Source organism: Bradyrhizobium sp. Bra78 (assembly GCF_024519855.1).
GTDB lineage: Bacteria > Pseudomonadota > Alphaproteobacteria > Rhizobiales > Xanthobacteraceae > Bradyrhizobium > Bradyrhizobium japonicum_G.
The window spans coordinates 21,935-34,321 of the sequence record NZ_JALJRE010000022.1; the positions used below are offsets into that span (position 1 = coordinate 21,935).

Consider the following 12,387-nt stretch of genomic DNA (forward strand, 5'->3'; position numbering starts at 1 on the left):
CCGAGACCGTCGGGGCTGCCCCGATGCTCTGCTGCCAATAGCGTTCGATCTGGTCGATCAAGGCAGTCGGCAGCGGCACGTAGTTGAGCGTCTCCGCCTGCGGCCTTCCGTTCTCCGCCGACCAGCGGACGAAGTCGATGGCGGGGGCCGACCGTTCCTGAAATTTCGGAGCGCGCTTGCGTTCGGCATTCGAAGCAGATCCGCATATGCACTGCGGTCGGCGACGTTCCCGCCAGGGCGATCTTCGTGATAGGCTCATCGTGCAACGCCTAGAATTAAAACAAGATTGAAGGCCGACGCGCCGAAAGGCTGCGCAGAAGAGCCGCAAAGAGAGGAACACATGCCGGGTGCAGTCCTTCCCATCGTTCCCTCCATTCCGACCGTGCCCGTGACGCCAGCCGTCCTCGACCGCTTGCGGGCCATCGTGGGCGACAAGGGCCTGGTCCTGGACGAGCACGACAAGAAGCCCTTCGTGACCGACTGGCGCGGCGAACTGGTGGGGCAGGCAGGGGCGGTCGTGCGACCAGCCAGCACCGCGGAAGTCTCCGCTGTCGTCAAGCTCTGCTACGACAACGGCATTGCCATCGTGCCGCAGGGCGGCAACACCGGCCTGATGGGTGGTGCCACGCCATGGCCCGCGCACCGCGGGATACTCCTGTCGCTCGGTCGCATGAACCACGTGCTGAACGTCGATCCCGTCGGCTACGCCATGACCGTGGAGGCGGGCTGCATCCTCCAGACGCTTCAGGACACCGCCGCGCACCATGACCGCTTGTTTCCGCTCAGCCTGGGTGCCCAGGGCTCATGCATGATCGGAGGGAATCTGTCCACTAATGCGGGTGGCGTGCAGGTGCTGCGCTATGGCAACGCGCGCAATCTGGTGCTGGGTCTCGAGGTCGTGCTGGCCAACGGCGATGTCTGGGATGGCCTGCGCGCGCTCAAGAAGGACAACACCGGTTACGATCTCAAGCATCTGTTCATGGGCGCGGAAGGTACGCTCGGCATCATCACCAAGGCGGTGCTCAAGCTCTGGCCCGCGCCGAAGGACGTGTGCACCGCATGGCTCGCGATCCGCGATCCCAGCGCGGCGATCGAGCTCCTGTCGGAGGCACATGCTGTCTCCGACGATAACGTCGGCTCGTGCGAACTCATGAACCGCGCCTGCACCGACATGGTGCTTCGCCACGTTCCCGGCATCCAGGATCCTCTCAAGGCAGAGACCGAATGGTATCTTCTTCTCGAATGGTCGTCGGCGCGGTCGCGGCAGGACGGCGGCGCGGGCATGTCGGACAGGATGGAGCAATTCCTGGCCGACCAGATCGAGGCGGGCCGGGTGCTGGATGCGGTGATCGCGCAAACCGAAGCCCAGTCGCGCAACATGTGGCGCATCCGCGAGAGCGTGGCCGAGGCATCGCGCGCCGAGGGGCCGGGCCTGAGCTACGACGTGTCGATCGCGGTCTCCAGGGTTCCCGAGTTCATCGGCAAGGGTCTCCGCGCCGTGCTCGAAATCCTGCCGACGATCCGCCCCTATCCGCTCGGCCACATCGGGGACGGCAATGTGCATTTTTCCTTCATGGGCCCGAAGGGCATGGATCGCGATACCCTCACCCAGTATTCCGCGGCGATCACACGGGTGGTCAACGACCTCATCACCTCCATGGGCGGGTCGATCTCGGCGGAGCACGGCATCGGCATCGAGAAGCTCGACGAGCTCCAGCACTATCGCTCCAGGACCGAACTCGATGTCATGCGCACGATCAAACGGGCGCTCGACCCCAAGAACATCATGAATCCAGGCAAGGTGCTCCGTCTCACCTGAGGTGAGCCGGCAGGGTCCCCGCTGGTCCCCCATCCTGGCGCCCTTTGGGGGCGTGATACGGCCCATAACCGGTCCGCAAGGGCGCCAAATCATGGCCGTTCACGACCGAAGGGCCGCTTTATTCCCGTCCCGGATGCTTTAAGGAAGGGGCAGGATCAGGTCGCACCCGCCCGGCGGCGGTGCTAGACCCTGATGCAGGAACAATGGGGCCGGTGCAGGCACGGCCGCAAGGATGAGAAGGGATATGAGGCAATGATCCAGACCGTTGGCATCATCGGGGCAGGGACCATGGGAAATGGGATCGCGCAAATTTGTGCCGCGGCCGGGCTCCCGATCGTGATGGTCGATATTTCCGATGCGGCGGTGAACCGCGGGATTTCGACCGTCGGCGGCAGCCTGGAGCGCTTGGTCAAGAAGGAGAAGATGTCGGCGGCCGACCGCGATGCGACCCTCAAGCGCATCACCGGCACCACCGACCGTGCCAAGCTCGCCGATTGCGACCTCGTCATCGAGGCCGCGACCGAGAACGAGGAGCTCAAGGTCAAGATCCTGAAAGACCTCTGCGCCACGCTGTCGCCGCGCACGCTGCTCGCGACCAACACGTCGTCGATCTCGATCACCAAGCTCGCCGCAGCGACCGATCGCCCTGACCGCTTCATCGGCATGCATTTCTTCAACCCGGTTCCGGTGATGGCGCTGCTGGAGCTTATCCGCGGCCTGCAGACCTCCGACGACACCCACGCCAAGGCGCTCGATTTCGCCCAGCGCGTCGGCAAGGTGGCGATCACGGCCAAGAACAGCCCCGGCTTCGCCGTCAACCGCATTCTGTGCCCGATGATCAACGAAGCGATCTTCGCGCTCCAGGAAGGGATCGCGACCGCCGAAGAGATCGACGCCGGCATGAAGCTCGGCTGTAACCACCCGATCGGGCCATTGGCGCTGGCCGATCTCGTCGGGCTCGACACCATGTTGTCGGTGATGGAGGTCTTTTACAAAGGCTTCAACGACCCCAAATACCGTCCAGCCCCCTTGCTCAAGGAAATGGTCGATGCCGGCCATCTCGGCCGCAAGACCGGGCAGGGTTTTTACACCTACAGCGCCTGACGATGGCGCAGGCGGCGGGGCGCTTTGTGCCCGCCGCCTGATCCCGCAATTTGCGCTGCGACAAGGACGCCGCGCGCAATTGGCCCGACAATGTCGAGCGGGCGGCTTGCGGAACAACGGAACGGACAACAAAGAACATGTCGGATCGACTGAAGGCCGAGCGCGAGGCGGCGGCCGCGCGCCGCAACCTGTTGACCCAGAACGCGATCGAGCGCACCGGGATCACCGAAGAGATGATCGGAGAGCTCGTGACCCGCTTCTATGGTCGCGTCCGCGAGGATGCGCTGCTGGGGCCGGTCTTCGCGATCGTGCAGAATTGGGACGAGCATCTGGCCAAGCTCAGGGATTTCTGGTCGTCGGTCGTGCTGATGAGCGGCCGCTACCATGGCTCGCCGATGCGTGCGCATATGCCGCTGAGCTTGGTCGGGGAGCATTTCGACCGCTGGCTCGATCTGTTCGAACAGACTGCGCGCGAGATCTGTCCGCCGCCGGCGGCCGCACTGTTCATCGACAGGGCGCGCCGCATCGCCGACAGTTTCGAGATGGCATCGGCAACCGTTGCCGGTCGCATCGCTTCGCCGCGTCACGTGCTCCGCTCCTAGAATACAAAATGCCTGCCTGAGAAACGCGCAGCCGTATTGTTGTCGCCGACATCGCGATGCGTGGCGGCGCATTGCACCAATGCCGAGAGCATCGGTCTGATCTGCAAAATCATCATGCCGGTCGCGCAGCGTGACGTTGCAATTGAAAATAAGCGCGTGAATGCGCGTGTTCGCATTCAATCAGCGCGGGCAAAGCCGTATTGATGCACCGCGGCGACAAATCTCCGCCTTTTTTTCGGCAGAGTTCCAGCGCCTGCTTGCAGGCATGTCGAGTGCATCGTTCAACACATCCTCTTCATCCTCCGACGACACAGCGGAAACCAAAGCTGACGCCTGCGCGGAGCAAACGCGGCGGGCGCTCCTGATTGGTGCGCTGGCCACCACCGCTTGCCTTGGCTGTGCCCCGCAAGTCCGTGCGGGCGAGGATCCGCCCGGTTCCGACGAACGGCCCCAGAAAGGCGATCTGCTCGTCTTCTCCGAAGGCGATCAGGAGGGAAAGCTCGTCACCGCGGCCGATCTGTCGGCCGGCGGACCGCCGGTACATGCCTGGCCGAAAGACCCGAAGACATCGGTCGTGCGCAGCGCCTCGCGCCTCAACGAGATCCTGATCATCCGGCTCGATCCCGCCGAGCTCGACGAGCAGACGAAAGCGCGCGCTGTCGACGGCGTCATCGCCTATTCGGCAATCTGCTCGCATGCCGGCTGTCCCGTCACGGCCTGGGTGAAGAGCGATGTCGGCGACAAGGAGGTGTTCAAGTGCATGTGCCACAACTCCGAATACGATCCTCGCGCGGGCGCGCAGGTCGTCTTCGGGCCGGCGCCGCGACGGCTCGCGGCGCTGCCGCTGGCGCTGGCTGACGGCTCGCTCAGCGTCGCCGGCAACTTCATCGGAAAGGTAGGTGGCGCGCAGCCGGGATGATGGACGGTGCGGGTTGTGCCCGCGTCACGAGAGGCCGCATCCGCCGAGGGGCGGACGACGGGACGAACGACAAGAATTCAAAACAAGAATTCACGCGGATGAAAAAGGGGAACGTCCATGAAAACGTCCACGACCAGGAAGCAGTGGTTACTGTCCGGCTTCGTCGCCTTCACGTGTTTTGCCTCGACCGCTGCCATGTCAGGCCCGATCGAGAATTATTCTCCGGTCACGGCGCAGCGGTTGGAAAATCCCGAGCCCGCCAACTGGATGCTTTACCGGCGGACCTATGACGGGCAGGGCTACAGCCCGCTCGACCAGATCAACACCTCCAACGTGAAGAACTTGACGCCGGTCTGGACCTTCGCCACCGGCGTCGTCGAAGGTCACGAGGCGCCGCCGATCGTCAACAACGGCGTGATGTTCGTGACGACCCCAATGGGGCAGGTGATCGCGATCAACGCCAGGACGGGCGATGAATACTGGCGCTACAAGCGGCAGCTCCCCGACGACCTGTTCCAGCTGCATCCGACCAATCGCGGTGTGGGTCTGTGGGAGGACAAGCTCTATCTCGCCACCACCGACGACCACGTGGTCGCGCTCGACGCCAAGACCGGCAAGGTGGTGTGGGACACCAAGGTGCAGGACTACAAGAAGGGTCAGTACATGACCTTGATGCCGCTGATCGTCGACGGCAAGGTCATCGTCGGCGGCTCCGGCGGTGAACTCGGCGTGCGCGGCTATGTCGCCGCCTTCGATGCCAAGGAAGGCAAGGAACTGTGGCGGACCTATACCATTCCCGGCGAAGGTGAGCCCGGTCACGACACTTGGCAGGGTGACGACTGGAAGACCGGTGGCGGATCGGCCTGGATGACCGGCAATTACGACAAGGACACCAAGACGATCTATTGGGGCGTCGGCAACGCCGCGCCATGGCCCGGCGAGACGCATCCCGGCGACAATCTCTACACCTCCTCGGTGCTCGCGCTCGATCCGAGCAACGGCAAGATCAAGACCTATCACCAGTATCACCAGAACGATTCCTGGGACTGGGACGAGGTCGATGCGCCGATGCTGATCGACCTGCAGCGCGATGGCCGCAGCATCAAGAGCCTGGTCCATCCCGGCCGCGACGCGATCTTCTGGGTGCTCGAGCGCACGCCGACCAAGATCAACTACGTCGCCGGCTGGCCGTTCGTCTCGACCGATGTCTGGAAGGGCATCGATGCCGAGACCGGCAGGCCGATCGTCGATCCCGCGCACAAGCCGGTCATCGGCAAGCGCGTCGAGTTCTGCCCCTCACTGTGGGGCGGCAAGGACTGGCCTTCGGCGGCCTACAGCCAGAAGACCGGCCTCGTCTATGTACCCGCCAACGAGAATTTCTGTGGCGGCTTCACCGGCGAGAAGGTCCCGCTCAAGGCGGGTGAGCTCTGGCTCGGTACCAAGCCGGAGGACATCGGTCTGAAGGTGAAGCCCGGCGCCGATCATTTCGGCGAGCTCCAGGCTTGGGATCCCGCCACCGGCAAGAAGGTGTGGCAGCATAACTTCCCGAAGTCGCAGCTGTTCGGATCGGTGACGGCGACGGCGGGCGATCTCGTCTTCGTCGGCGGCACCAACGACCGCAACTTCCGCGCCTTCAACGCCAAGACCGGCGAGCTGTTGTGGGAGCAGAAGACCAACTCCGGCATCATGGGCATGCCGGTGTCCTATGAGATCGACGGCACCCAGTACATCGCGATCCAGTCGGGCTGGGGCGTGGACGCGCAGCGTATCCAGGATGCGCTCGTGACCAACAATATCGGCATCGAAGCCAACGTGCCGCAGGGCGGTGTGGTCTGGGTGTTCGCGCTGAAGAAATAAGCTCCGCTTCGGATCGAAGACGGCGGAGCATCTGGGGGCAAATGCGGCGGACGGCAACGTCCGCCGCATTTTGCTTTGCGCGACCGTGGTTCATTTGCCCTGGCGGTCGACCTTGTCTTTCTCCTTCTGGTTCATCTCCTGAACCTTCGGATCGGTGCTGCTCTGCCCGGTGGTCTGGGTGGTCGAGGCGGGCGGGGCGGCGGCGTTGGGTACCGAGGTCTGGTCCGGCGCGGTCGGGCGCGTTGCCGTCGTCGGGGGCGTCGTGCTGCTCTGGGCGAATGCGCCTGCGGTCGTCATGAAAAAGGCGCCCGACAGCAATGAGACTGCGAGCGCCTTTGAGGTGTTGGTCATCGATCTGCTCCTGTCAGATCGATGGAAACGGCGCGAGGCCGTTCTATGTTCCGTCTTAGGCCTCCAATTGCTTGCCGAGCGGAAGCGAGCGGATGCGTTTTCCGGTCGCTGCGAAGATCGCATTCATCAGCGCGGGCGCGAACGGCGGAACTCCGGGCTCGCCAACGCCGCTCGGCGGCGTGTCGGGTCCGGGCGGCACGATGTGGACGTTGGTCACCGTAGGGGATTCGTCGATCCTGACGACCTGGAAGTCGTCAAAATTCTTCTGCTCCACCTTGCCGTCCTTGAAGGTGATCTCGCCGTATTTGGCAACGCTCAACCCCATGATCGCCGCGCCCTCGATCTGCGAGGCGATGCGCTCGGGGTTGACATAGGTCCCGCAGTCGATCGCGGTGTCCACCCGTGGCACCGTCAGCTTGCCCTTGTCGTCGACGGCCACCTCGACGATGGTCGCGATGTAGCTGACGAAGCTGCGGTGCACGGCGATGCCGAGGCCATGGCCCTTGGGCACCTGACGGCCCCATTCGCCCTTTTCGGCGACCAGCTCGACCACCTTGCGAAGGCGCGCGGTGTCGATCGGATAGCTGTCGAAGGGCTCGCCGTAGTTCCACATGTCCTTCACGGCCGGCTTGACGATGCGCGGGCTGCCGATCAGCGCGAGCAGCGTCTCCTTCTGGTCGCGGCCGGTCGCATGCGCGATCTCGCCCACCATCGACTGCACCGCGAAGGCGCGGGGGATGTTCGAGACCGAGCGGAACCAGCCAATGCGGGTGAACGCCGCAGCTTCCGGGTTCTCGCAAGAGATGTTGGCGATCTCGAACGGCATGTCGACCAGACCCATGCCGAGCTCGAAGGGCGCCTCGTGCTTTTCACCCGCGGCAAAGGTCGAGGCGATGCTCGGGGCCACGCTGCGGTGACGCCAGGCGATCACCTTGCCGCTCTTGTCGAGCCCCGCCTCGATGCGCTCGACCGAGACCGTGTGCAGGAAGTCGTGGCGGACGTCGTCCTCGCGCGTCCATTGCACCTTGACGGGCGCGCCGAGCTCCTTCGACAGCAGTGCGGCCTCGAGCGCGAAGTCGCATTTCGACTTGCGGCCGAAACCGCCACCGAGCAGGGTGACGTTGACCGTGACATTGCCCTCGGGAATACCGAGGGTTTTTGCGACGTCCTCGCGGGTGCCGCCGGGACTCTGCACCGGCGCCCAGATCTCCGCCTTGTCACCCTTGACGTCGGCGACCGCCACCGGCGGCTCCATGCTGACATGGGCGAGATGCGGCAGATAATATTCGCCGACGAGCACCTTGTCCGCGCCCTTCAGGGCCGCCTCGGCGTCGCCTTCCTGGCGCACCACGAGGCCCGGCTTGCGCGAGGCTTCCTCGAGCTCCTTGCGATAGGCGACGGAATCGTATTTGCCGTTGGCACCGTCGTCCCAGGTCAGCTTCAGCGCGTCGCGGCCCTTGATCGCTGCGCCGGTGTTGCGCGCGATCACGGCAACGCCGCCGAGCGGCTGGAATTTCGACGGCCACGGCCAGCCGCGGACCTGCATCACCTTCTCGACCCCCGGAACCTTCAATGCGGCATCAGGATCGAACTTGACGAGCTTGCCGCCGGTCACCGGGGGACGCGCGATCACCGCGTATTTCATGCCGGGGAGACGCACGTCGGCACCGTAACGCGCCTTGCCGGTGGTGATGTCGTGGAGATCGACGATGCCGACCTGGCCCTTGCCGAGATAGCGGAAGTCCTTGGGGTCCTTCAGCTTGAGGCCTTCGATGCTCGGCACCGATTCCTTGGCGGCGTCGGCTGCGAGTTCGCCGAAGCCGAGCTTGCGGCCGCTGGCGCCATGGACGACCTCGTGATTGACGGCCTTGACCTCGGTCGCCGGCACGCCCCAGCGCTTGGCGGCGGCCTGCTCCAGCATGGTGCGGGCGGAGGCGCCGATCTGGCGCATCGGTATCAGATAATGCCGCGTGCTGCGCGAGCCGTCGGTGTCCTGGTTGCCGAACTTGACCTCGTCGCCGTGGGCCTGCTCCACCTTCACCCTGGCCCAGTCGGCCTCCATCTCCTCGGCAACGATCAGCGGCAGGCTGGTGCGCACGCCGGTGCCCATCTCGGCACGGTGCGCGAGGATGGTGACGGTGCCGTCGGGCGCAACGGCGACGAACACGCGAGGATCGATCACGACGCCGTGCGGCATCTTGCCGGCGCCGGTCTCATAGGCGAACGCCTGGCGCGACATCACGGGCGCCGCGAGCACGAAGCCGCCGGTGATGCCGAGCCCCTTCAGGATGCTGCGGCGCGAGACCTTTTCGACACGGATATTCTTTTCGAAGCCACGAAGCTTCCCGGGGTTGTCGATGAAATTCATGTCACACTCCCGTCGATGCGAGATGGACCGCATTCTCGATGCGCTGGTAGCAGCCGCAACGGCAGATGTTGCCGGACATCGCTTCGCGGATCTGGTCGTGCGACGGCTTCGGGTTGTCCATCAGCAGCGCCGCCGCCTGCATGATCTGGCCGGCCTGGCAGAAGCCGCATTGGGGAACGTTGACTTGGCGCCAGGCCTTCTGCACCGGGTGATCGCCGTTCGGATGCAGTCCTTCGATCGTCGTGACCTCGCGCCCGGCGACGTCGTTGATCGACGTGATGCAGGAGCGTACGGCCTCCTTGTCGACGATGACGGTGCAGGCGCCGCACAGGGCCTGGCCGCAGCCGAACTTCGTGCCGGTAAGTCCGGCCTCGTCGCGCAGGAACCAGAGTAGCGGGAGATCCGGGTCGCCGTCCCAGCTCTGTTCCTGGCCGTTGATCTTCACCTTGATCATGATCGTCCCTCGCTCTTCATAAGCTTGCCGATTTCGATGTTCTCCGACGTCGGTCGGTTCGATGCCTGCTGCGTCGTGGCGCGCGCATTCCGGCCGTCATCCCGCGTGGGCAGATCCCGGCAGGAAAAAGGAATGCGAATCGCGATGTTGGATGTGCTCGATACCTCCCGTCTTGTTCTTGATTATTGAATTTCGCGCGGCATCGTCACGACGCGGTCGTAGCAGAGACCGCCTCGGTCCGGCGTTCACAGCCGGGTGTTTTCGATGGAAAAGATTGCAACGAAGGTTTGTCAAAAGCAGGGCGCGGCTTCGCTCCGCGCGCGCCGGTCGCAATGGGCACAACAAAAAAAGCTTCGTCCGCCAGAAGACCTGTGCGGACGAAGCAGGATGCCTCAGTCGAGGGAGGGAGAAACGCAAGCGCCGCGGACTTCAAGCAGGAAGCCGGCGGCCCTGCGTAGTCATTCAGGGACCAGGACTGAGGGAGCCACTGAGGGAACCAATGGGCCCTCGCATGCGCAGAGTGGAGAAGCGGCGGCACCGCGCCGCGATTGTCCCGGGACCGGACCCGTCCGGCTCGCTGGCGGACCAGCGAGCCGGACGGGCGCGGCAAACGTCAGGCGGCCTTGCTCAGGCGGCTTTGGCTTTCGCCACATGCGTCGCGATCGCGTCCATCAGCGCCGGCGACAGGCAGTCATAGGGCTCGAGACCGATTTCCTTCAGGCGCGAACGAATACCGGACATCTGCTCCGGCTTCACGCCCGCTTCGATCACCGAGGACACGAAGGCGGCGAATTGCGGCGCCTGCGAGCCCTGTTCCTGGAACAGTTCGGGATGGATGAAGTCGAGGCCGTAGAACGGGTGGCCCTTGTTCTCGATGCGGCCGTACATGTGCGTACCGCAGGCCTTGCAGGCGTGGCGCTGGATCACCGCCGACGGATCGACGATCTGGAGCTTGTCCCCGTTCTCGAGCACGGTGACGTTCTGGCGTGGCACCACGGCGACGACGGAGAACGTCGCCCCCTGCGGCTTCCAGCACTTGGTGCAGCCGCACGCGTGGTTGTGCGCGACGTCGCCCTTGATGCCGATCTTGACCTGGTGGTCCTTGCATTTGCAGGCGAGCGTGCCGCCGGCAAAGCTGCCGCTGCCCTGTTTGAGGCCGTTATCGATCGAGGGATGGAGTGCAACAGTCATGGGTCGATCCTCCTTGGGGGTGACGCTTTCGAGTTAGAACACGACGACTGAACGGATGGATTTGCCCTCGTGCATGAGGTCAAAGCCCTTATTGATCTCCTCGAGCTTGAGCACGTGGGTGATCATCGGATCGATCTGGATCTTTCCGTTCATGTACCAGTCGACGATCTTCGGCACGTCGGTGCGGCCGCGCGCGCCGCCGAAGGCGGTGCCGCGCCAGTTGCGCCCGGTGACGAGCTGGAACGGGCGGGTGGCGATCTCCTTGCCGGATTCGGCGACGCCGATGATGATCGAGGTGCCCCAGCCGCGATGGCAGGCTTCCAGCGCCTGGCGCATCACCGTGGTGTTGCCGGTGCAGTCGAAGGTGTAGTCGGCGCCACCGTCGGTGAGGGCGACGAGATGCGGGACGATGTCGCCCGTGATCTTTTTGGGATTGACGAATTCGGTCATGCCGAACCTGCGGCCCCAATCCTCCTTGGAATCGTTGATGTCGACGCCGATGATCTTGTCGGCGCCGGCCATCTTGGCACCCTGGATCACGTTGAGGCCGATGCCGCCGAGGCCGAACACGACCACGTTGGAGCCAGGCGTGACCTTGGCGGTATTGACGACGGCGCCGACGCCGGTGGTGACGCCGCAGCCGATGTAGCAGCTCTTGTCGAACGGCGCGTCCTCGCGGATCTTGGCGACCGCGATCTCCGGCAGCACCGTGAAGTTCGAGAAGGTCGAGCAGCCCATGTAGTGGTAGACCGGCTTGCCCTTGTAGGAGAAGCGGCTGGTGCCGTCGGGCATCACGCCCTTGCCCTGCGTCGCGCGGATCGCGGTGCAGAGATTGGTCTTCTGGCTGAGGCAGCTTTTGCACTGCCGGCATTCCGGCGTGTAGAGCGGGATGACGTGGTCGCCCGGCTTCACCGAGGTCACGCCGGGACCGATCTCGCGGATGATGCCCGCGCCCTCGTGGCCCAGGATCGACGGGAAAATTCCTTCGCTGTCGAAGCCGTCGAGCGTGTAGGCGTCGGTGTGGCAGATGCCCGTCGCCTTGATCTCGACCAGGACTTCGCCGGCCTTCGGTCCTTCCAGATCGACCTCGACGATCTCGAGCGGCTTCTTGGCTTCGAAAGCGACGGCGGCACGTGTCTTCATCGTAAACTCCTTGAATTCTCGCAGGGCGCCAGGACCCGGGTCCCGGTCGGGCTCCGCACGTTCACTTCTTGCCCATGCACGAATCTTCGTTCTTGGTATAGGTGTCCAACTTGTCCTCGTGCTTGCTCGGTCGGGCGCGGCCCCAGGCCTCGTTGGAGCGGGCGCGCAGATAGACGTAGAGATCGTCCATGTAGCAGGCGACGTTCGGGTTATCGCCGAAGGCCGGCATCACGTTCTCTGCGGCGGTCGAGATGTTCTTGCGGCCGGAGGCGACGACGCCGAGAAAATCGGCGTAGCTCATCGTCTTCAGCGAATCCTTCAGTGCCGGGGCGTAGGTCGAACCCATTCCATCCGGGCCGTGACACACATGGCAGTCCGAGTGATAGCGGCGGTATCCGGAATAAGTGTACCAGTCGACGGATCCGTCGGTGACCTTGTAGGTCGGGTTGCCTTCCTTATCGAGCCATTCGCCGGTTTCGTTCTGCTTGACGGCAGTCGGGTCACCGGAGCCGTCCGCGACGGCGATTCCCCCGGACGCGACCAAGAACATCACGGCAATGGCAGAGCAGATTTTACGCA

Annotated in this window: 11 protein-coding genes; 5 read left to right on the plus strand and 6 right to left on the minus strand. The window is 64.2% G+C overall.

The window, feature by feature from the left end:
* Nucleotides 1-340: 340 nt before the first annotated feature.
* The 5 genes from OC450_RS32660 (at nucleotide 341) to OC450_RS32680 (ending at nucleotide 6,301) form a co-directional block, all read left to right on the plus strand.
* Entirely contained in the window at nucleotides 341-1,819 is a 1,479-nt protein-coding gene (locus OC450_RS32660; RefSeq protein WP_262049392.1) for an FAD-binding oxidoreductase, read from the plus strand.
* Between the two features lie 192 nt (nucleotides 1,820-2,011).
* Nucleotides 2,012-2,923, plus strand: coding sequence for a 3-hydroxybutyryl-CoA dehydrogenase (locus tag OC450_RS32665; RefSeq protein ID WP_262049393.1), 912 nt, complete (start codon nucleotides 2,012-2,014; stop codon nucleotides 2,921-2,923).
* 137 nt (nucleotides 2,924-3,060) lie between these two features.
* Nucleotides 3,061-3,525, plus strand: coding sequence for a group III truncated hemoglobin (locus tag OC450_RS32670; protein WP_211387050.1), 465 nt, complete (start codon nucleotides 3,061-3,063; stop codon nucleotides 3,523-3,525).
* Between the two features lie 265 nt (nucleotides 3,526-3,790).
* Entirely contained in the window at nucleotides 3,791-4,444 is a 654-nt protein-coding gene (locus OC450_RS32675) for a ubiquinol-cytochrome c reductase iron-sulfur subunit (protein ID WP_256809181.1), read from the plus strand.
* 117 nt (nucleotides 4,445-4,561) lie between these two features.
* On the plus strand, nucleotides 4,562-6,301 hold the full coding sequence (locus OC450_RS32680) for a methanol/ethanol family PQQ-dependent dehydrogenase (protein WP_262049394.1): 1,740 nt from the start codon (nucleotides 4,562-4,564) through the stop codon (nucleotides 6,299-6,301).
* A 90-nt stretch (nucleotides 6,302-6,391) separates the two neighbouring features.
* Here OC450_RS32680 and OC450_RS32685 read toward each other — a convergent pair whose 3' ends face one another.
* From OC450_RS32685 to OC450_RS32710, 6 genes are all read right to left on the minus strand, one after another.
* Complete coding sequence (locus OC450_RS32685) at nucleotides 6,392-6,652, minus strand: hypothetical protein (RefSeq protein WP_211387053.1); 261 nt, start codon at nucleotides 6,650-6,652, stop codon at nucleotides 6,392-6,394.
* 55 nt (nucleotides 6,653-6,707) lie between these two features.
* Nucleotides 6,708-9,020: a xanthine dehydrogenase family protein molybdopterin-binding subunit gene (locus tag OC450_RS32690; protein WP_211387054.1), complete on the minus strand. Its 2,313-nt coding sequence runs from the start codon at nucleotides 9,018-9,020 to the stop codon at nucleotides 6,708-6,710.
* A gap of 1 nt (nucleotide 9,021) precedes the next feature.
* On the minus strand, nucleotides 9,022-9,474 hold the full coding sequence (locus tag OC450_RS32695; protein ID WP_211387055.1) for a (2Fe-2S)-binding protein: 453 nt from the start codon (nucleotides 9,472-9,474) through the stop codon (nucleotides 9,022-9,024).
* Between the two features lie 627 nt (nucleotides 9,475-10,101).
* Nucleotides 10,102-10,665, minus strand: a complete 564-nt coding sequence (gene gfa / locus OC450_RS32700) for an S-(hydroxymethyl)glutathione synthase (protein ID WP_211387056.1) — start codon at nucleotides 10,663-10,665, stop codon at nucleotides 10,102-10,104.
* A 33-nt stretch (nucleotides 10,666-10,698) separates the two neighbouring features.
* The gene (locus OC450_RS32705; protein ID WP_211387057.1) at nucleotides 10,699-11,808 is read right to left on the minus strand and encodes an S-(hydroxymethyl)glutathione dehydrogenase/class III alcohol dehydrogenase; all 1,110 of its coding nucleotides are present in this window, start codon (nucleotides 11,806-11,808) and stop codon (nucleotides 10,699-10,701) included.
* Nucleotides 11,809-11,869: 61 nt separating this feature from the next.
* Nucleotides 11,870-12,358, minus strand: a complete 489-nt coding sequence (locus OC450_RS32710; RefSeq protein ID WP_211387116.1) for a c-type cytochrome, methanol metabolism-related — start codon at nucleotides 12,356-12,358, stop codon at nucleotides 11,870-11,872.
* Between the last annotated feature and the right edge of the window lie 29 nt (nucleotides 12,359-12,387).

What these genes read in the sequence shown, in the direction of transcription:
- OC450_RS32660 (WP_262049392.1), top strand. Translation starts at nt 341, where the DNA reads ATGCCGGGTGCAGTCCTTCCCATCGTTCCCTCCATTCCGACCGTGCCC.
- OC450_RS32665 (WP_262049393.1), top strand. Translation starts at nt 2,012, where the DNA reads ATGCAGGAACAATGGGGCCGGTGCAGGCACGGCCGCAAGGATGAGAAG.
- OC450_RS32670 (WP_211387050.1), top strand. Translation starts at nt 3,061, where the DNA reads ATGTCGGATCGACTGAAGGCCGAGCGCGAGGCGGCGGCCGCGCGCCGC.
- OC450_RS32675 (WP_256809181.1), top strand. Translation starts at nt 3,791, where the DNA reads ATGTCGAGTGCATCGTTCAACACATCCTCTTCATCCTCCGACGACACA.
- OC450_RS32680 (WP_262049394.1), top strand. Translation starts at nt 4,562, where the DNA reads ATGAAAACGTCCACGACCAGGAAGCAGTGGTTACTGTCCGGCTTCGTC.
- OC450_RS32685 (WP_211387053.1), bottom strand. Translation starts at nt 6,652, where the DNA reads ATGACCAACACCTCAAAGGCGCTCGCAGTCTCATTGCTGTCGGGCGCC.
- OC450_RS32690 (WP_211387054.1), bottom strand. Translation starts at nt 9,020, where the DNA reads ATGAATTTCATCGACAACCCCGGGAAGCTTCGTGGCTTCGAAAAGAAT.
- OC450_RS32695 (WP_211387055.1), bottom strand. Translation starts at nt 9,474, where the DNA reads ATGATCAAGGTGAAGATCAACGGCCAGGAACAGAGCTGGGACGGCGAC.
- gfa (WP_211387056.1), bottom strand. Translation starts at nt 10,665, where the DNA reads ATGACTGTTGCACTCCATCCCTCGATCGATAACGGCCTCAAACAGGGC.
- OC450_RS32705 (WP_211387057.1), bottom strand. Translation starts at nt 11,808, where the DNA reads ATGAAGACACGTGCCGCCGTCGCTTTCGAAGCCAAGAAGCCGCTCGAG.
- OC450_RS32710 (WP_211387116.1), bottom strand. Translation starts at nt 12,358, where the DNA reads ATGTTCTTGGTCGCGTCCGGGGGAATCGCCGTCGCGGACGGCTCCGGT.